This window comes from Endozoicomonas elysicola (assembly GCF_000710775.1).
In the GTDB taxonomy this organism is placed as follows: domain Bacteria; phylum Pseudomonadota; class Gammaproteobacteria; order Pseudomonadales; family Endozoicomonadaceae; genus Endozoicomonas; species Endozoicomonas elysicola.
Genome location: NZ_JOJP01000001.1, coordinates 1,342,503 through 1,361,681 on the forward strand (window position 1 = coordinate 1,342,503; position 19,179 = coordinate 1,361,681).

The window sequence follows — 19,179 nt, forward strand, 5'->3', positions numbered from 1 at the left end:
TTCTCAAGCCATGTTGTACATGTGACCAAGCTTCCAGACTTTGGTTGCCAGATAACGTTCGTTATGTGGATTCTGGCCTGTCTGATGTGGAATTCGTTCCGCAACCTGAATGCCAAGACTTGTCAGGGCCTCGACCTTACGTGGGTTGTTTGTCATCAGTTTGAGGCTGGAAACACCAAGATGGTCCAGCATGGTTTTGCACATATCATACTTGCGCATATCTGGTTCAAAGCCCAGCTCTTCATTCGCCTGAACCGTGTCCATACCACTATCCTGAAGATGGTAAGCACGAACCTTGTTCAGCAGGCCAATACCCCGGCCTTCCTGTCGTAGATAAAGCAGGACGCCGTGGCCTTCCTCGGCAATACGCTCAAGAGCGGCCTGAAGCTGAGGCCCGCAGTCACAACGCATGCTGAAAAGTGCATCACCAGTCAGACACTCGGAATGAACTCTGGCAAGCACCGGTTCCCCCTGGCTGACATCCCCCATGGTTAATGCCAGATGCTCCTTGCCCGTACCACTGTCTTCGAAGCCATACATGATGAATTCGCCATAGGGCGTGGGTAAGCGAGACTCTGCAACAAAACTAACAGACACTCACTGCTCCTTAAGTAATTCGTGACTGGATTGTACCAGTCTGCGAAGCTTCTAGCGAGTATGGTAATAAGGCAGAAAGATAGAGAGAACTACAGGCTGATCTGGGTCAATAGACTAAAATACAGATTCAATCTGCATGACTCCACGATGTTCAGACAATTTGACGTGTTTCAGGAAGCTCATCCCCAGTAGCACGATATCAGGGTAGGAACCTTCGATAACCGTTGCTTCTACATGGTTTACCCGAATACTGCCAATAGAAACGCTTTTTAGCGTTACATGGTATCCGTTAACAAGATCGCTGGCTGTTTCCACTTGGACGGGTTTACCTGCTTGGTAATTGATCCCGAGGCGCTTGGCATCTATTGAATTGATAGCCAGCACATTCGCTCCGGTATCCACAAGAACATCAATGGACTGGTTGTTAATCATGCCTCGGGTAATATACTGACCCTGATTATTGCGGGTGATGCTGATTGTGGCTTTTTCTGGTTCTTGAATACCGCCGTTCATGTCTCGACTGAGCTGAAAAGTACGGGTTTTGCCATTGATTTCAAGGGTTGCACTGTTGCTGGACGCTTTTAGCAGTTTTACTCCTGCTACTGGCTTTCCATTTGCAGACAGTAAATGCCGTTGGCCATTAATCATTACCAGTGCTTTACCGGAAAAAAGCCCGACAACCTGGACATTGCTGGCATAGCTATGAGTAGCAAATATCAGTGCAAAAAGGAGTGTTGGCAGTCTCATTCTGTGTTCATTTTTTTTATGGTTACTGCACTTAATGATAACAGAGGCTTGAGCCTGGCTGTGACCTCTGTTTTACGGTTTTGCAATATTAAGCGAATATCCCCATCGCTTTGGGGGGCTGGTTATCACGCTATTACATGATAAATGGCTTGTAGCGAAACAAAAGCGAAGACACCGGCTACCAGGTCATCAACCATAATACCAATGCCCCCGTGAACCTTTTTATCAAGCCAGCCAATAGGCCATGGTTTCCATATATCAAAAAGCCTGAAAAGCCCAAAGCCCAGTAAAATCCATTGCCAGCCTGCCGGAGCAGCAATCATGGTAAGCCAGAACCCACAGAACTCATCCCATACAATGGCGGGATGATCGTGAACTCCCAGATCTTTTGCCGTGCGGTCACATAGCCAGAAGCCGATCAGTGTTGCGACAACCAGCACTCCAAGATAGACCCATAAAGTCAGCCCCTGCAGTAACAGGTAAAAAAGAACGGCGGCTATTGTGCCAAATGTGCCCGGGGCTTTGGGGGCCAGACCGCTTCCGCAGCCAAAAGCTAGGAAGTGAACCGGGTTTTTCCAGCAGGTATCTTTTGGTGTCATGAATACGATGATCTTTTGGAAGTCAGAAGTGAGTGTAGGCTTTTTCGGTTAGCAGGTTGCCTTGAGAGTCTCTGATTATGCCTGGCTCATCATTGATCTGGCCAATACAGGTGATATGACAGCCATCTGCCAGTGTTGAGGGAAGCTTTTGGGCAAGTGCTCGGGGAATGGTAAAGCAGAGTTCATAGTCATCGCCACCGGTCAAAGCTAATTTCAAAGCGGTTTTCTGATCATATTGCTGCATCAGGGATGAAGATCTTGGTATCAATTCTGGAGCGATTTCTGCGCCTACGTGGCTGGCTTTGAGAATATGCCTGAGATCACCAAGTAATCCATCTGAGATATCCAAAGCCGCAGTGGCACCCATCTGGCGCAACCATTGTCCGGCGAAAAGACGGGGGGATGGATACCAGTACCGATTAAGCAGATATTTAAGGTGGTCATCGCCGCAGGTTTTCGGGGTGTCGCCCTGAAGTACTGAGGACAGTGCGCCAGCAGCATCTCCCAGCGTGCCGGTAACACAGATCAAGTCCCCGGGGCTGGCTCCACTGCGTAACAGAGCCTTACCTTTAGGGACAAGCCCTTGTACCTGAAGAGAAAGAGTGAGAGGGCCTCTGGTGGTATCTCCACCAATTAACGGTGCTTTAACTTGCTGGGCAAGCTGGGCAAGCCCTTCAGAAAATTCTTTGAGCCAAAGTTCAGAAACCCTGGGCAGAGTCAGGCCAAGGGTAAAACTGTGAGGCTCTGCGCCCATCGCGGCCAGATCACTGAGGTTAACGGCCAGGGCCCGATAACCCAAGGCAAAGGGGTCGCACTCTTTGGGAAAGTGAACACCTTCAACCAGCGTATCCAATGATTGAGCCAGTTGCATATCCGCAGGGATATCGAACAGCGCACAGTCATCCCCAATGCCGATAAGTCCGTCGGTGTATTGTCCTTGAATCTGTGAGATTTCAGGTCGAGCAAAATAGCGTTTTATCAGCTCGAACTCATCTATTTCACCAACAGCTTCACCGACGTCCATAAATCCCCATTAAATGATCAAGTCGTTTTATTAAGTGCTAGGGTCTGTTGGCGTTTCGTTGTGTGCTCAGCGTATCAGGGCGCCCCTAAGACTAGGCGCGGCATTGCAGGAAGGCTGGTTGCCTTTCAAATGCTGTAACAACGTCATAGGGGCGCCCTGATACGCCCTTCGGGTGGCCCAGAAAAACGCCATCTGCTTTGTTAGACTTGCTTGACGTAGAATAACTACGGGCTGCGCAAGTCTTTCGTGCATATGGCGCTTTTCTGGGCCACTGAGCTTCGCAACGAAACGTCAGCAGACCCTTACCATACCCAGCTTCAAACAGGGATGAAGAGCGTGCCTACTTTTTGCGATAGGCTTTGACTTCCTCTGCGCGCAGGCGCGGAGCCAACTTGTCGAGGATGCCATTGATGTAGCGGTGTGAATCTTGGGCACCAAAGCGTTTGACCAGTTCAATGGCTTCATTGATGACGACGCGGTAAGGGACATCCTTCCGGTTGATCAGCTCAAAGCAACCAATGCGCAATGCGGCCAGCTCGACAGGATCCAGCTGGGTCAATGGGCGATCAAGCACTGCTGACATCGCTTCGTCCAGCTGAGTTGCCTGATTTGGAACACCATGAACAATAGCGCTGAAATAGCCCTCATCCACTTTGCTGAAATCATTGTCAGTACGAAACTGTGCTTCAATCTGAATCAGCGGTGACTTGGCAATCTGCCACTGATAGAGGGCCTGAAGAGCCAGCTGTCTGGCTCTTCTACGAGCCGACGGACTGAGCCGATCGGCACTCTTTTTTTGAGAGGTTTTAACTTGTGGGTTGTTCATTGGCGAGGTGCTCACCTCAAGCCTCCAGTTTTTTAACAGGGATACCACAGCAGAGACTGCTAGCAGCCTCTTCGCCCTTGTTGCCCGTTTTGGATACCCGCAGACTCAATCGCCTGTTCAAAGGCATCCTCAGTCAGAACACCAAAAGCGACTGGAATTTCATATTCCAGATTAACCTGAGACAGCCTTTTAACACATTCGTTAGCAACGAAGTAAAAGTGCGGTGTACCACACGGAACAGGGTTGAAAATGTAATTATCGCATTAATATAGAGATGGGCGATATTTGATCAGTTTATATGATCACTTATCGCCCATCCTGATTTATATCCATTAGGGTCTTGGATATGTCTGTCTGCCAGAGAATTTACTCTCCGAATGGCAGGTATTCTACGACTTCAAGGTCAAATCCGGAAAGGGCTGCAAATCGAATAGGGGAGCTCAGCAGGCGCATTTTGCCGACACCCAGATCCCGTAAAATCTGTGATCCAGTACCAATCGCCTGATAGGCTCGGGACATGCCGTCAGATGAAGAGCGATCATTGTTATCGATAAAGCGCTCTAGTGCCATGCCCAGATCCTGATGACTGCCGGAATCCAGCAGTACCACAACCCCAGCCCCTTCTTCAGCTACTTTGGCCATTGCTTTGTGAAGAGACCAGCTTGTACGTCCCCCTTCACTATGAGCGGCCAGAAGATCACGGAATGGCTCCATGGCGTGGACTCGAACCAGTGTTGGAGAGTCTGGTGTGATATAGCCTTTACTCAGCGCGAGATGTTTACAGTCGCTGATACTGTCCTGATAAACCGACAGATCAAACTGCCCAAAGTCAGTATTGATCACCCGCTGCTCAATTTTATCCACCGTTTTCTCATGAAGAATACGGTAATGAATCAGGTCTGCAATGGTTCCAATCTTCAGGTCATGCTTTTCAGCAAAAGCTTCCAGGTCGGGGCGGCGAGCCATTGAACCGTCTTCATTCATGATTTCAATGATGGCCGCCGCAGGTGTAAGCCCGGCCAAGCGAGAAAGATCACAGCCAGCCTCTGTATGACCGGCACGGCTGAGAACGCCACCAGGTCTGGCACGCAGAGGGAAAATATGGCCTGGCTGTACAATGTCTTCCGGGCGGGAAAGCGGGTCCACAGCGGTTAAAATGGTCTTGGCTCGATCCTGAGCAGAAATACCGGTGGTAACACCTTCTGCAGCCTCAATGGATACGGTAAATGGTGTGCCATATCCGGACTGGTTGTCAGAAGCTCCGACCATTTGAGGCAGACCAAGGAAGTCGCAACGATCACCGGTCAGTGTCAGGCACAGAAGCCCCCTTGCCTCACGGGTCATGAAATTAACAATTTCCGGGGTGATTTTTTCCGCAGCGATGATTAAATCACCTTCGTTCTCACGGTCTTCATCATCCATCAGTATGACAGGCTTACCGAGGCGAATGTCCTCTAGAAGTTCTTCGATGGAGTTCAGCTGCATAATGTCCCTCTGATAACCGGTGTTTCCGGCGCGATTTTTATCAGCAATAAGCAAATAGTTTTCTGACGGCTATTCTACTCTTTTAAACGATGGTTAAAAGCTGTTTATGGGAGAGCTATGGATAAAGTAGATCAACAGCCGGCTGGTATGAATGCTCAGGGCTATGATGTCTGTGATCATGATGTTTGTGTTCATATGAGAGAGGTGAGGGCCACCTGGAAAACCCGGATGGGGAGATCGTGCTGCGTTGCAGCAGCTGCTATGGGATGTTATCTGACTTGGGGAGATGGCGTGTTTTGGACATCTATCGGTAGTGTGCTTTGGGGGGCTTTAGGAAAAACGCTGGGGGAGCGCTTAATTGGCCCTCAAAAGTGTAACCATAAACTTGCGGCAAAGATGGAATAAAGCCTGATCGCAGCAGGCTTTGGTACCCGGTTGTGAGAAACGTACTTTATTGATTGGTTCAATCAAGATGCTTGTGATATTGGTCGGGCAGTGATTTTCCAGTCATCACCCACAGCCCGGATATCTTTGATAATTAGTTCTTTTTTTTCAGACATGCTGTGCAGAGGTAAATTAAACAGTGGCCTTGCTTCTGATCCCATCAGAACTGGTGCCATGAAAACAATGAGCTCATCTATCAGGTTTTCAGAAATCATACTGCCAGCCAGTTGAGCTCCGGTTTCCAGAAGTACTTCATTACACTCCCTTCTTCCCAGCTCTTTCAGTACTGCCTTAAGGTCTACTTTGTCATCAGTATTGTTATCAGTATTCTCTAATATCAATACTTCTGCACCCGCTTGCTCAAGCTGTGCTTTTTTCTCGGGGCTATGTTGTGAGGTTGTAACGATCAGGCATTGTCCCAAGCCTGAAATCACTTTTGCACCAATGGGTGTTTTGAGGGTTGAATCCAGTACAACTCTTAATGGCTGGCGCTTACAGATGTCTTCTGCATTGGCCAGGCCCAGTTCGCCGGGGCGAACCGTCAGTGAAGCGTTATCTTTTAGGATAGAGCCCACGCCAGTGATAATTGCGCAGCTCTGTGCCCTGAGCTTTTGTACTTCACTGCGTGCCGCAGGCCCGGTAATCCATTGGGATTCACCGCTGGCCATGGCCGTCCGGCCATCCAGGCTCATGGCAAGTTTTGCCCTGACAAGCGGAAGGCCTGAAGACATTCGTTTGAAAAAGCCTTCATTCAGAGCTTTGGCCTCTTCTTCAAGAACACCTGATCGGGTTTCAACCCCCGCTTCCTGAAGAATGGCCATACCTTTACCGGCTACCGCTGGGTTCACATCCTTTACTGCAGCAACAACCCTTGCAACACCTGCGGCTTTGAGGGCCTCTGCACAGGGCGGTGTCCTGCCAAAGTGGCTGCAGGGTTCCAGTGTTACATACGCGGTAGCCCCTTTTGCTCTGGTTCCAGCCATACGCAGTGCATGTACTTCAGCATGAGGTTCTCCAGCTCGTTCATGCCAGCCTTTACCAATAATATGACTATTGACGTCTACTATTACGCAACCTACTCTCGGATTAGGCATGGTCGTATACCAGCCTGAGCGAGCCAGCTCTATTGCTCGGGCCATATAGTAGTTGTCTATCGCTTCTGGAGTCATTTGAACCTCAGTGGAAGTGCCTTGACCTTCTGGAAAAAGACACTTTTGTGTCTGGAGCTGTTAAAAATAAACGCCTAATTTATTGATTATCGACTTTCATCTTACCATCGTCTTTTAGACAGCAAATATGTCAGTTGTTTAATAATACCTTCTGCCATTTTTTTTGAACATTTTGATTGGTACATCAATAGAGTAATTGAGCCCTCATGAATTAATTTGTCGACTAAGATTAGCCGTGCACCAACCGGACATAGGCCAGCATCATGATCAGTCGCAGATTGTTGTTGTGGTTGTTACCCGCCTTTTTACTCACAACATTTCCGATAAGTACAAAAGCCAGCGTGCCTGACTCTGTAGACAGCACAATTGCCCAAATGTGCCCCTACATTGAAAAAACTCCGGTGGGGGTATATATGCAGAATCAGGAGAGCCCCAAGCAGTTCAACCGCCTAATGTTAGATGTCCTGTCCAGGGTGGCCTCTCATGCTCCTGGGCTGCTGTTGGCATATTATCAGCATGGTATCGCATACAATTTGCTTGTACCTCTTGCAGGGTTTGCCCTATGGGATGTGGGTATCTCTGTTGGTAACTATTTAAGGCCTGACCGTGTCACTCCTGACTCGGCCACACCGGGTTTTCTGGTGGATTTTCTTGGCTCAGCCTATCAGAGTATCTATGGTATTGCTGTCGCAGCATCGACAGCTGCACAGTTTAAGGCAGGCTTGATCTTCCCTGCATTGTTTGCCTGGAAATATTTGACCAGAGCACAGACGGTGAATATTGCTGACATAGCCTATTACCGAAATCGCATAGCTTTTAAAAGTGCACCCGCAAATTCTTTGGTGAACAAGATTGCCAGGTATAATGGACGTTTGAGAATGTGTACTAATGTAGGAAGTGTAAATAAAGCTTCTACTAATTCTCTGGTGCAATTTGTTGTGGATCATAAGCGTGATAATGTGGCGCTTATGCGACATGTTTATCCACGCTTGGATCCTTGCCGTAATATCGAACAGTTAAACGATCGCGAACAAAGAACTTGTCATCATATTCTGAAAGTTCAGAACCTTTATGAAAGAATCAGAAAACCCAATATAAGATCCCGATTTAAATCAAGCCACCGATCAGCAAGAGGTGTGGTTGCCACCTTAATTCATCAAGATCTTGGATTAAGTATGACGCTGTTAAGACCTCAAACAAATTTGGTAGATGAAATCTTTGAAGATACATTGGTTTCAGAAGATGGGTGGCGGATGCTGGAGTTCAGTGATTATGATGACTATCAGTCAACAGCAGACCTAATGAATGATTACTTTCAATACTTGATAACAGTTGTTGGTAATAAAAAATACTATATTTTCTTGGGAATGGAAGTTCGCCCGGTAGTAGATGATGATGGCATTATGACTAACACATTGGTCTATCTTTCACCCTTTGGATCAATCAGTCAGCATCCTTCTATGGTTGCAATACCCGTTGAGTTTAATAATCGGGAGGATGTTTTTCGCTTTGCTGAGGCTCTCATTGGAATGTTTGACGGTAACAGGCAAAGGGTGCTCTTATTCAAAATTGGGCCATCTGAGAAAATCTCAAGCTTACATGATCACGCACCTGTTTTAGATGAAGAAGAAGGTGGATAGCAATTAATGAGAACTAGTCTCATGAAGTTTTTGCAGGTTCGTAATAGCTGATAGTTATTTATTGGATAGGATGGCTAATTCTTGAATTTCAAGATGTTAGCCGGTTATTACACCGGTTTTCTGATCTTATTAAGAGCAATCATTCGTTGCCTATAATTGTAAATGGACTGAGTGCTTTTAAGGGATTACTATGGATGGTTGCATTAGTAGAGGCTATCACTGTTATATACCTGATTTTGGTCAAGTTGGATTACCATGCCAGGGTAGCATTGCTGCTGGGCCATCAACCTCTGTTTCATCTTTAAAAGAAACGTCGAACTCTCCAGAGTTGCCAGATAGAAAACTTAGTGACAGGGAGGTCTCTGTAGCTGATATTCCTGACGATACTGAAATTGTTTTGAACCGTTTAAAGCACCGAAAGCTTGAGCTTTTAGATAGAAAAGCTAACGTTCAGAATGATAGAAATGATCAGGAAATAGATGCTTGGATTAGAGAAATAGAACAATGTAGCTGTGATTATGATCAGAGTGAAAATGAGTTTGAGCGGTTGGTTGAAAATTTGACGGACTTGGCAAAGCATAAGGATTTCGAAGATCTTAATCTTCTTGATGCTAAAGAGGGTATCTGTTATGCACTGGCCTTTAGTCATATTCAGTCAGTTCTCACCGGTGCTCAGAAAGAGTTTGCAGAAGCTCTGCAATTATTAAGTCGGTCTTCTACGGTTGGTTGGCTTTATCGTGGAACAGTCTACAATAGTCTGGTTGAGCCTATTAATCATTCTTTTAATGATTACAGGGAATATGTTTCACTTAAAGCTGGTCAGCCGGTTCCTGAAGGGAAATCGCTTTTCTTTGATTTATTTGCAAAGGATCATCCTGATTCTTTTAAATATATGCAAATTCTGGCAAGGCTGAATAGTTTGAGCGTCTATCAGGTGCCAGACAAAACATTCCTGAGAACATCACTAAAAAGCCCGGATGGGGTTAAAGCATCTACAGTCCTGCACCCATGGGTTATGAAGGATGCTCCTGCCGATCAACCTCCTTTTCAAGCAACCCGGGAGTGGGTGATGACGGTAACTCCTGATGGTCTTGAAGGAATATTAGGTTGCTTGTCTACGGGAACATATCTTCTGCTAATAGATGAGCATGCCTTATCTATTGATATTGCTGATGAAGCTATCACTGTTTTTAATCAGAATGCCAGGTTATATTTTCTTCAGGCAAAACGAAATGAACATCAATCTTTAAAAATGCTAGCCAAAAAGTTACATCATTGCTTATCTGGAAGTGTGGTTGAAACAGATGACTTAACCCCTGTTCCGTTTAGTATACAACGGATTGATCAGCAGTCGGATGACGGCGAGGAACAGGAACAGGATCAGAAGCTGAAGGATATATTGAAAAAACATGGAAGTCATGTCACTTCATGGTCTCTGGGGAATAAGGCACGAATAGCTCTTGAATTAGCGATTTGTGCAGATAATTTAGAAAGTGTCCAATCTTTTTTACCTGGAAGGTCTTTAGATAAAGAGCCTGATCAAGGGGAGCCATTTTTAATGATGGCTCTGAATAGCGGTGCTGGAGTAGACGTTGTTAAGACACTGATGGATGCCGGTGCGAATCGGGATAAAAATCGGGAATATTGGGAAATGCTCCGGGGACAGAAAGCAGGTACTCGACCTGGTGGTAGGCGGCGGCTGGTTCACCGGCCTCGAGAGGGGACTAGAGACTTTCGTCGGGATCTGCTGATTTCTGCAATTGAAGGGAATAATTTGGAAACTCTCAGGTGGATTACCTCCGGAGAGTTCAAATTTCTTCCTGCTGGAATCATTAGAGATAATAGCCTGTTGAAAGAAGCACTTGAAATTGATTCTATGAATGCAGCCAGAGTGTTGATCCAATTAGGTATGCCTGACAGATTTGGTCATCCTGACTCGGAAGAGCTTATTGGAATCGCTATCAGTAAAGGTGCGCATGATATTGTTGATAGTCTTCTGGCTAAATGCGGTTGGCCATCTTCTCGGTCTGACTTATTGAAAATGGTAATTACCCATCCAAATGGAGATCTGTATGGTGAGATGCTCTCTGTTTTATTGAAGTATTTGCCCAAAGGGGAAATAAACTTGGCTCCGTCCGGTAAATCAGCGCTTTATCATGCCGCCAGTGCTCAGAACTTTAATACTATTCAAAAACTGTTTGAGTATGGGGCAACCATTAATCCTGAGGGAGAGCCTCCTTTGATTGCTGCAATAGAAACAGGTTCGCTAAGTTTAGTAGAATTTCTGCTAGACAAAGGCTCAAGCCCTAATCAATCCAGGTCGGATGAAAAACATCCTCTTCAGTGCGCAATAGAAGGTGCAATAAAAAGTCAAAAATTGGATATCGTCGATTTGTTGCTAAATAGAGGAGCTGTTCTTAGTTATGATAATTTCGAAAAAGCCGTAGATGTTGGGAATTTATCACTGGTTAAATTTTTGTTAAGTAAAAGGAAGGGGGGGGGATTAGGCACTATTCCTGCCTCACTTATCAAAGTAGCAATATGTAAAAAGCATTTTAAAGTAGCTGAATTTCTTGTTAAGGGTGGTGCTTCCCTTGATTCTGATGATGGAGCGGTGGCACTGGATATCTCAGTGTCATATGGTTATCCGGAAATGGTCGAGCTACTTTTAGTTAATGGTGCATCAACAGATAAAGTTGATTATTCGGGTAATTCGATATTGCATACTGCGGTTGAAATTGGTCGGGATGATATCGTATCAATTATTCTGAAATATTGTCAGCCAAATACAGTGAGTAGTGTATTAAATCGAAAGAACATAGAAGGGTTAAATCCCTTGGATATCGCTATTAAAAAAAATAGAACAAAAGAATATTGTAATATAATCGGTGCTTTGAAAGAGTGTGGTTTCGAAGCAAGTAAAACCTCAAGGCCAAAAAATAGATCTGCACAACCACGAACAGGTAGAAGGTCAAGAAGAGGAGGCTTTGATATATCCTGAAGTAGCTTAGGTAAAGACTGAAAGCGCCAGGTATGGCGCTTCGTCTTACTTGGATTTATTTTTTCTTATCGATAACAATATGGCTGAATGAGCCATCTGCATTGATTTTAAACGCTTTACCAAAACCAACAGTGTATTGCCCATTCTGAGGCTTCAGGGCAAAGAGGTGGAAGTCTGGCAGGTTACGCAATACTTCAACGGTATTACCAAACTTTTCCTGAATCAGGTCCAGCCAGTGATCACATCTCTCGGTTCCTCGTGGCAGCTCTTCGGCCTGACAGTGGAAAAAGACGCGCTCGCGGGCAAACAGGTTTTTAGTTTCTGACTCTGGGGCTGCAAACAGGATTGAGCAGAGAGGGTTGGCCTGAAGATTGGGGGTGTGATGCGCCAGCTCACTGATGAATATATAAAAAGTGCCATCTTCCCCGCGAAGATACGGGGTGTAGCTGATTTCCGGCTTTCCATCCGGTGACAAGGTTGAGAGTGTTAACGTTTTATGGCTATTGACCAGCTTCTGACAGCTCTCAGCAATGGCCACAAGCTCTTCACCTTCGATTACTGCTACTTTCTTGCTCATGATTACCTTAAATGAGAATCAACATCATTAGCGGCGTACTATAACTCATCATGAACTCTAATGCTTCTCCATTAGTGAGTGATGTGTCTTTGGTGGTCAGGAGCTGGAGTAAAAACCATGAATCTGCTCCGGGATCGTAGGATATAAGTAAAGGTGTAGTGTTTTTGACACTTCTACATATATAGATAGTCATCTTTTATCTCAATAAAATTTCTTATTAATCATGAAGATGAGGCTTTTCACGCTAGGATATCCGCTATTGGCTAACATTAATTAGATAAGACCAAAATCGTAGAGTCCTTGGGAATTGGCTCTAGTAGTGAGTGGTAGCTGTAAGGGAGTACACTTAATCATGAATTCCGAGAATAACAATAATACCCATACTCTTGATAACCCTGAAGTTATTCAAACGCTTGATTTCCGTTCTGACGATTCTCAGCAGGATGTGTTGGATATTAGCCAGCTTTTGCCGGAAAGTGGGGTTAGCTCTTCCAATTTAAAGCAGTTTGTCAAAATCAGCTCATCTGGCATTTTTGTAGATTCTTCTGGTGCAGGGCAATTTTCCGCAGATAATCAAGTTGCGCGGTTTGCATCGGGTAACCCAGCGCTTAATGCCATGGTTGCTGTTCAGGTTGCAGATACTTCTGTCATTCATTTCGACCGCTCTGTTACAGCCAATGACCCTCTGATTGATGAATTATCTATTGAAGATATTGATCTTAATGAACTCAATGAAGTTACCGGAACAGCTCAGCAGGACTTTTTAGTCGGTTCTGCATCTGCAGATGTCTTGTATGGGTCCAGAGGTGATGACGTTCTTGAAGGTGGTGCTGGTAATGATGTGTATATTGGTGGAGCGGGTGCTGACCGATATGTGCTGAATGATCCAGACTCTGTTGAACTTCTGGACTTCAAATCTACGCGCTTTGAAAAAGATGTGTTGGATGTTAGTCAGTTACTTCCGGAAGGAGTTGATGCCAGCAACCTAAGCACCTTTTTAAAAATCACTGAAAATGGTGTTTTTATTGATGAGTCAGGCCTTGGGGATTTCGGTGAAGATAACCTGGTTGCCCGTTTCACTGAAGAAAGTATTTTTTCCCGAAACGAGATCATTGTTGATATCGGCAATAATATCCAGGTGGTTTTCAATGTGTTTGCACAGGCTGGTGTCCGCTTAGAGGAAGGAGAGTCATTCCAGAGTTCAGAGGCCTTAGCCAGCCGAACTGATAAATACAACCCAAGAGCTTCCAGCTTTGAGCCTGACAGTGGTCCAGATGGTAATACCAATACTGCATTTCTCCGAAGCCGTGAAGGAGAACTGTTTAACTTCCGCCTGGATGAACAGCAGGTAGAAGAAGCCCATGGTTATGATGGCGACGAAATTCTGGATGCGACTCAGGTTGCTGAAAGCTCTCAGGCTAAAAACGATGATGTAGCTGATCATAAACTCTGGACCTATGGTCGTTCAGGCAGTGACACGCTTCAGGGTAATGCGGATGGCGTTTACCTGGATGGTGGCCTCGGAAATGACCTGATTGATGCAGGCCGAGGGCGTAACTTTGTCACTGGTGGTGCGGGACAGGATGAATATGTGCTTCAACTGGAGACCACAACCGATGACGATTTAAGGTCAGACCTTTTATACGACTACACAAGTATAGAGGGGCATCGTGATCTGATTGACTTGCAGCATATTCTGCCGTTAGAGGCGACAGCTGAGAACATCCACTCTTATGTCAAGGTAACTGACGTTGGTATTTATGTAGATGTCACTGGTGCAGCAAGGTTTGATAAGTCGAATGAGCTGGGTCGTTGGGGGGAACGCGTTGATATCGATAACCTGATCACTCTGAGGCTGGCAGATGGTTCCAATATTGAACTAAACCGTGAAGATGCGCTGTCTGAGTTTATTGCTGATGAGAATGGCGGCCTGCTGCGAGGTGGGCAGGGAAGCGATATTCTCCGAGGGCAATCCGGTGATGACATTATGGACGGCGATGCTCTGTCGCAGGAAAAAAGTGCAGACCATCTCTATGGTGGCGCAGGAAACGATCAGCTAACGGTTGATGGTCTGGATTTAGCTTCAGGAACCGTAGAAGGGGGAACTGGATACGATACCGCCAGACTTCAGGGCGCAACCGGAGACACTCTCGATCTTGATTTGAAAGCCAGAGGAATAGAAAGGGCCTTTGGTGGTTTCAGTGATGATGTGTTGGATGGTTCCGGGTATACCGAGCAGTCTGGTTACAACAGAAATACCGGGGAATTTGAAGGTGACAGTGCGCAGCGTCTTGGCCTCTATGGAAAATATGGTGATGACACCCTAAAAGGCGGTGTGGGGAATGATTACCTGGATGGTGGTCAGGGCGATGATGTGATTGCAGGAGGCCTGGGAAAGGACTTTCTTGCCGGTGGGGCTGGCAGCGATACATTTATCCTCAGTGATGATGGTGAAGTTGACACTATTTGGGATTTTTCCTCGGGTGGTGAACAAAGGGACGTTCTGGATATCAGCGCATTTGTGCCTGAAGGCTTTGAACTGGTGGATCTGGATCAATACTTCAACTTTGATAACCAGTTTGTGTACTTTGATCAAACCGGTCAGGGGCGATTCACGTACGATCAGGCCATTGCCAAATTTGGTGGTGCATCTGCACTAGGCTCTCCGGTTTCTATCATCCTTGGGGATGATATGACCATTGTCCGGGATCTCAATGGTCGGCTTCATGCAACCACGTTGCGCGATACGGTCGAAGAAGATGGCAGCTACACCATTACCGAAGCGAGTTTGTTCGGTGCGGTTTATGGAAATGGTAACCCGGATTTAAGTCTTTCCGGTCTTGAGGTCACCAATGGTTCCGGTGAGTTGGTGAACAACCAGGATGGTACCTATACCTTTACACCCACTCCGGACCTTGGTGGTGTGGATGCCGAATTTGGTTACACCGTGTCCGATGGAGAATCTGACATTGATGTCGTGTTCTCTCTCGGGATTACCGCTGTTGCCGATGCACCAATACTGTCAGTCACTGACAGTGATGGCAATGATATGGCGGGACAGGCTTATTACACAGAAGCTGGTGGCAGTGTTGAACTTAACATTGCCGCAGAAACGCTGGATCAGGACAACTCTGAAAGTGTGACCGTGACGGTTGATGGGTTGCCAGAGTCGTCAGTTATACACTTCGATGGTCAGGCTATTTTCGAGGAACAGAGCAATGGTTTGACCAGCTATGCGGAAACTGAAGTAACCGTCACGTTTCAGGGGGAGTCTGCTGGCTTTCAGAATGCTGCGGGCTATTACATGGTCAATGCTGATGGTTCCATTGGTGACGTTCATCTGGTTTATGAAAATGCCTCTCAGCAGGGTGGTGGAGGTGATTTGGTTCCTGGTCAGGAATCGTTCAGCTTTAATGTTGGAGAAGGTGAGAGCTTCAACCTGTTTATTGTTCCCAATGGCTACAACTACAACGACTTTTCTCAGCTTCAGGATGGTACCTTTGAATTGAGGTCCTCAGACGGTTCACCCGTCACCATGCAGACGAATGATCCACAGTTGGTATTTGTTGGTAATGATGGCTCGGAAACGGTCATTCAAAGTCAATTTGGAGATGCTGTTTTCCATGGCAGTTCCAGCTACAACCTCAATGAAGATGGCATTGTTCATGTTCAAACAACCATCAACAATGATGGGGACATTGTCTATGGTTTTGAAGATCTCTACGGTGGTGGTGACAGAGACTTTGCTGACTTTAACTACACCATTGATATGGGTGAGGTTAACAAGCAGGTTTATACCGGTGCTGTGGTGGTGGGTGATGACGGACCCGCTGTCATTCCAACCCCAGCTTTGCAGCAAACCATGCAGATCGATCTGGCAGAGGGACATAATGGTCAGTTGGATGTCGTCATAACCGCAACTTCTTCTGAGCCCTCAGCAGAAGGGGAGGCATCAGTCTCTCAAAACATTCATATCAATGCTGGCGCAGAACTGCAGGTTGCAGACCTGGAAGCGTCAACCTCAGAAGACAGCAGCTTAACCATTCTTGAAGCTGACTTGGTGAGCACTGTTACCGGCTGGGGGTACTCAGATCTCAGTGTGTCCAGTGTGCAGGTAACCAATGGTGCTGGTGATGTGATCAACAACCAGGATGGGACCTTTACGTTCAGACCGGGTTATAACCTGGGTGGAACAACGGCCCAGTTAAGTTTCACGGTTACTGATGGAACCTATGAGACCAGCGGAAACTACGCGATCGAGATTGCAGCTGTTGCGGATGCACCAAAACTGTTAATTAAGGCGCAGAGCGTTGATGAAGTGATTGTGCCTGTGACCGATGCGGATTTCTCCAATGCCACTGGAAGCGTTGTCTTTGATGCAACCGTTGGTGACTATCAGTCAGTGGGTGGTGGTGTAATTCGCAATGTATGGGATGTTAATGAGATCACCGGCTCAGCTTATGATGATACCTTTAAATTTGAAAATTTGCAGGCGGGTGATGTCATTAACCTTAATGGTGGCGCTGGTAGTAACACAGTCGATTTAGGAAACTTCAGATCGGATCAGGTAACACTGGACCTTTCAACAAAGACAGCAACGATTGATGTTGATGGCACAGGAAATACGGCGACCATTAATTTCAACAATGTGGATTTGTTTCAGTTCAGAACGGATGTCTTCGATGGTACTCCACATGCTATTGAAATCGATGATTTTCCCTGGGTCATTAATGGTACCGGCCTCTCTATTGACTCTGACAGTAGTAGCAATAATTTCCCTGTGACTTTAATTAATTATGAGGGGACTATTTCCGAATCGTTCACTCTTGATGCTCAGGTTAAAACCAATGCCAGTGACTCTGGCTGGTATAACGGTGGGATTATTTTTGATTATCAGGATGAAAATAACTACAAGTTTGTGATGGCAAGAATCGGTGCACAAAAATGGAGTATTGAACAGATAATCGATGGTGTTCATTCCAATGTTGTTGCTATACCCGCAACGATTCCCAAAAATGTGTATGTGCCTATTCAGCTCAGGGTTGATGGGACCGTTGCTAATTTTTACTCAGAGGGTGAACTTAAAGTTTCACACGATTTTGGTGAGCCATTGAATGATGGTCGTATCGGTGTTTTGAATAATAATGCTGACACAGACTTTATCTTGGAAATGTCCCCTTCCAATTGGGCTCCTTCCGTTGAAGACTACCAGTTTGAAATGCAGGTTCAGGATGGTGTTCTGACAACCAACAATGTATTTGATGGTGCGGTAGACCCTGCAAATGAGGTGCTCTCGGTTTCTGGTTTTACCAACGGAGTCAATGGTTCAGTTACATACAATGGTGATGGCACCTTCAGTTACACACCGGCAGATGGCTTTGTTGGTGCAGATCAATTCAGTTATCAGATAACCGATGGCACCAATGTGACTTCGGGCACGATTGATGTGGTAGTGAGTGATAATGCGAGTGTCACCATTGATGAAGGTGGTGCATTTCAGGTTGATCTGGGGGCTGAGTTGGTGGATACCGATGGCTCAGAAACTTTGGAAGTCACTTTATCAGGTATACCTGAAGGTGCACTGGTCAGTGATGGAGCAAACAGTGTCACGCTGTCGAGCAGCGATCAGGTTGTTGATATCAGTACCTGGGATATTAATAGTCTTCTTATCACACCTTCTGAGCATTATTTTGGCAATTTCAATGTGGATGTTTCCGCCACATCAGCAGAATCCACTGGAAGCACTTCCGTTTCTTCCAGTTCATTGACGGTCTATGTATTACCTGTTGTAGATGCACCGGTTGCGGGGGACGTTACGATCTGGCAGGTAGTAGAGAGTGCCAGCTCAGGCAATACTATCAATGGTACTGATGTAAGTAATATTCTGGTGGGTGATGGAGAAGACAATGTTATTAATGCCGGTGCCGGTGCTGATATTGTTGTTGCTGGTTTTGGTAATGATGTGATTGATGGCGGTGAGGGGAATGATCAGTTAAATGGTGAATACGGTGATGACACGATTACCGGTGGCGCCGGTAATGATCAGATCAACGGTTCTTTTGGTAATGACACCGCTGTTTTCAGTGGTGCAAGAAATGAGTACACCATTGAAGAAAGAGTCGGTGGTGGCTTTATCGTTACCGATACTGTTGTTGGCCGGGATGGCGCTGATCAACTAACCGCTGACGTTGAACAGTTTCAGTTCTCCGATGGTATTTATGACCAAAATACATTGTTAAATGGGCAGCCTATTGCTCAGCCAACTAACAACTCTTCATCACTGACAGGTACTGTATTTGTTATTACCGCAGAGCAGCTTTTGGCAAACTCGGTAGATTATGACGGTGATAATCTGACGGTTCAGGAAGTCACATACTCCGGTTCTAATGGTGCATTAACCAATACTGGAGAGGGGATCTGGGAGTTTGAACCCAACGATAGCTTCAGTGGTTCAACGGAATTCAGTTTTACTGTCACCGATGGCGAACTTACGAATACTGCAGTGGCGACATTGAATACCCAGAATGGCAGTAGCTCTGTTACAGGGGCTGAGGGTGTTGATGTTGTACTTGGATCTTCAGCGGCAAATAGTATCAATGGCAGTTTCGGCAACGATACGCTGATTGGTAATGCCGGAGATGACCTCCTCTTTGGAGGGGCTGGAGATGATCGCATGACAGGGGGAGAAGGCTCAGATACGTACTCGTGGGTATCATCTGACCTTGGTACTGCTGCTCTGCCAGCAGAAGATTTAATTACCGACTTCCAGACCGGTCCGGGTGGCGATGTTCTGGATCTGGCGGACTTACTGGATGAAGCTGATCCTCTGGATAACTATTTGAGCTTTAGCTTTGAAGACAGTGACACTGTTCTGGAAGTCAGGTCTGATGCATCTGATGTTACCCAGAGAATTACCCTTAAAGGCGTCGATTTGTCAGGGTATGGCGGTGGAACCTCTAATATGGAAATTATTAATAACCTGATTGATGATGGAAACCTTCAGGTTTGATTGATAGTAAAACTTATTAAATAAAAATAATGAGAAATAATTAAACCAGTTTTCGCGGTGA

General features: G+C 46.0%; 13 protein-coding genes. 4 read left to right on the top strand and 9 right to left on the bottom strand.

Going from position 1 to position 19,179, the window contains the following annotated elements:
* Nucleotides 1–3: 3 nt before the first annotated feature.
* From ribA to ribBA, 7 genes are all read right to left on the bottom strand, one after another.
* A complete protein-coding gene (ribA, locus tag GV64_RS05710) occupies nt 4–597 on the bottom strand; it encodes a GTP cyclohydrolase II (protein ID WP_020581092.1) in 594 nt (197 codons plus the stop codon).
* A gap of 114 nt (nt 598–711) precedes the next feature.
* Nucleotides 712–1,344: a retropepsin-like aspartic protease family protein gene (locus GV64_RS05715; protein ID WP_020581091.1), complete on the bottom strand. Its 633-nt coding sequence runs from the start codon at nt 1,342–1,344 to the stop codon at nt 712–714.
* 125 nt (nt 1,345–1,469) lie between these two features.
* Entirely contained in the window at nt 1,470–1,943 is a 474-nt protein-coding gene (locus tag GV64_RS05720) for a phosphatidylglycerophosphatase A family protein (protein ID WP_020581090.1), read from the bottom strand.
* A 22-nt stretch (nt 1,944–1,965) separates the two neighbouring features.
* Nucleotides 1,966–2,967 carry a thiamine-phosphate kinase gene (gene thiL / locus GV64_RS05725; protein ID WP_020581089.1) on the bottom strand — a complete coding sequence of 334 codons (1,002 nt, stop codon included), beginning with the start codon at nt 2,965–2,967 and terminating at the stop codon, nt 1,966–1,968.
* 340 nt (nt 2,968–3,307) lie between these two features.
* Nucleotides 3,308–3,793: a transcription antitermination factor NusB gene (gene nusB, locus GV64_RS05735; protein ID WP_020581087.1), complete on the bottom strand. Its 486-nt coding sequence runs from the start codon at nt 3,791–3,793 to the stop codon at nt 3,308–3,310.
* A 59-nt stretch (nt 3,794–3,852) separates the two neighbouring features.
* The gene (locus GV64_RS26180) at nt 3,853–4,044 is read right to left on the bottom strand and encodes a 6,7-dimethyl-8-ribityllumazine synthase (protein ID WP_081622037.1); all 192 of its coding nucleotides are present in this window, start codon (nt 4,042–4,044) and stop codon (nt 3,853–3,855) included.
* Nucleotides 4,045–4,159: 115 nt separating this feature from the next.
* Complete coding sequence (ribBA, locus tag GV64_RS05740) at nt 4,160–5,278, bottom strand: bifunctional 3,4-dihydroxy-2-butanone-4-phosphate synthase/GTP cyclohydrolase II (protein WP_026258049.1); 1,119 nt, start codon at nt 5,276–5,278, stop codon at nt 4,160–4,162.
* Nucleotides 5,279–5,395: 117 nt separating this feature from the next.
* On the opposite strand from ribBA, the gene GV64_RS05745 reads away from it, so the two are divergent.
* Nucleotides 5,396–5,683 (top strand): hypothetical protein, encoded by a 288-nt coding sequence (locus tag GV64_RS05745; RefSeq protein WP_020581085.1) that lies wholly within the window; start codon nt 5,396–5,398, stop codon nt 5,681–5,683.
* 62 nt (nt 5,684–5,745) lie between these two features.
* On the opposite strand, the gene ribD is transcribed toward GV64_RS05745, so the two are convergent.
* Nucleotides 5,746–6,891 carry a bifunctional diaminohydroxyphosphoribosylaminopyrimidine deaminase/5-amino-6-(5-phosphoribosylamino)uracil reductase RibD gene (gene ribD, locus GV64_RS05750; protein WP_020581084.1) on the bottom strand — a complete coding sequence of 382 codons (1,146 nt, stop codon included), beginning with the start codon at nt 6,889–6,891 and terminating at the stop codon, nt 5,746–5,748.
* A gap of 263 nt (nt 6,892–7,154) precedes the next feature.
* On the opposite strand from ribD, the gene GV64_RS05755 reads away from it, so the two are divergent.
* Nucleotides 7,155–8,531 (top strand): hypothetical protein, encoded by a 1,377-nt coding sequence (locus tag GV64_RS05755; protein ID WP_152553936.1) that lies wholly within the window; start codon nt 7,155–7,157, stop codon nt 8,529–8,531.
* A 190-nt stretch (nt 8,532–8,721) separates the two neighbouring features.
* Nucleotides 8,722–11,532, top strand: coding sequence for an ankyrin repeat domain-containing protein (locus GV64_RS05760; RefSeq protein ID WP_020581081.1), 2,811 nt, complete (start codon nt 8,722–8,724; stop codon nt 11,530–11,532).
* A gap of 55 nt (nt 11,533–11,587) precedes the next feature.
* Here GV64_RS05760 and GV64_RS05765 read toward each other — a convergent pair whose 3' ends face one another.
* A complete protein-coding gene (locus tag GV64_RS05765) occupies nt 11,588–12,109 on the bottom strand; it encodes a HugZ family pyridoxamine 5'-phosphate oxidase (protein WP_020581080.1) in 522 nt (173 codons plus the stop codon).
* 352 nt (nt 12,110–12,461) lie between these two features.
* Here GV64_RS05765 and GV64_RS26075 point away from each other — a divergent pair, with 352 nt between their 5' ends.
* A complete protein-coding gene (locus GV64_RS26075) occupies nt 12,462–19,118 on the top strand; it encodes a cadherin-like domain-containing protein (RefSeq protein WP_020581079.1) in 6,657 nt (2,218 codons plus the stop codon).
* Nucleotides 19,119–19,179 lie beyond the last annotated feature (61 nt).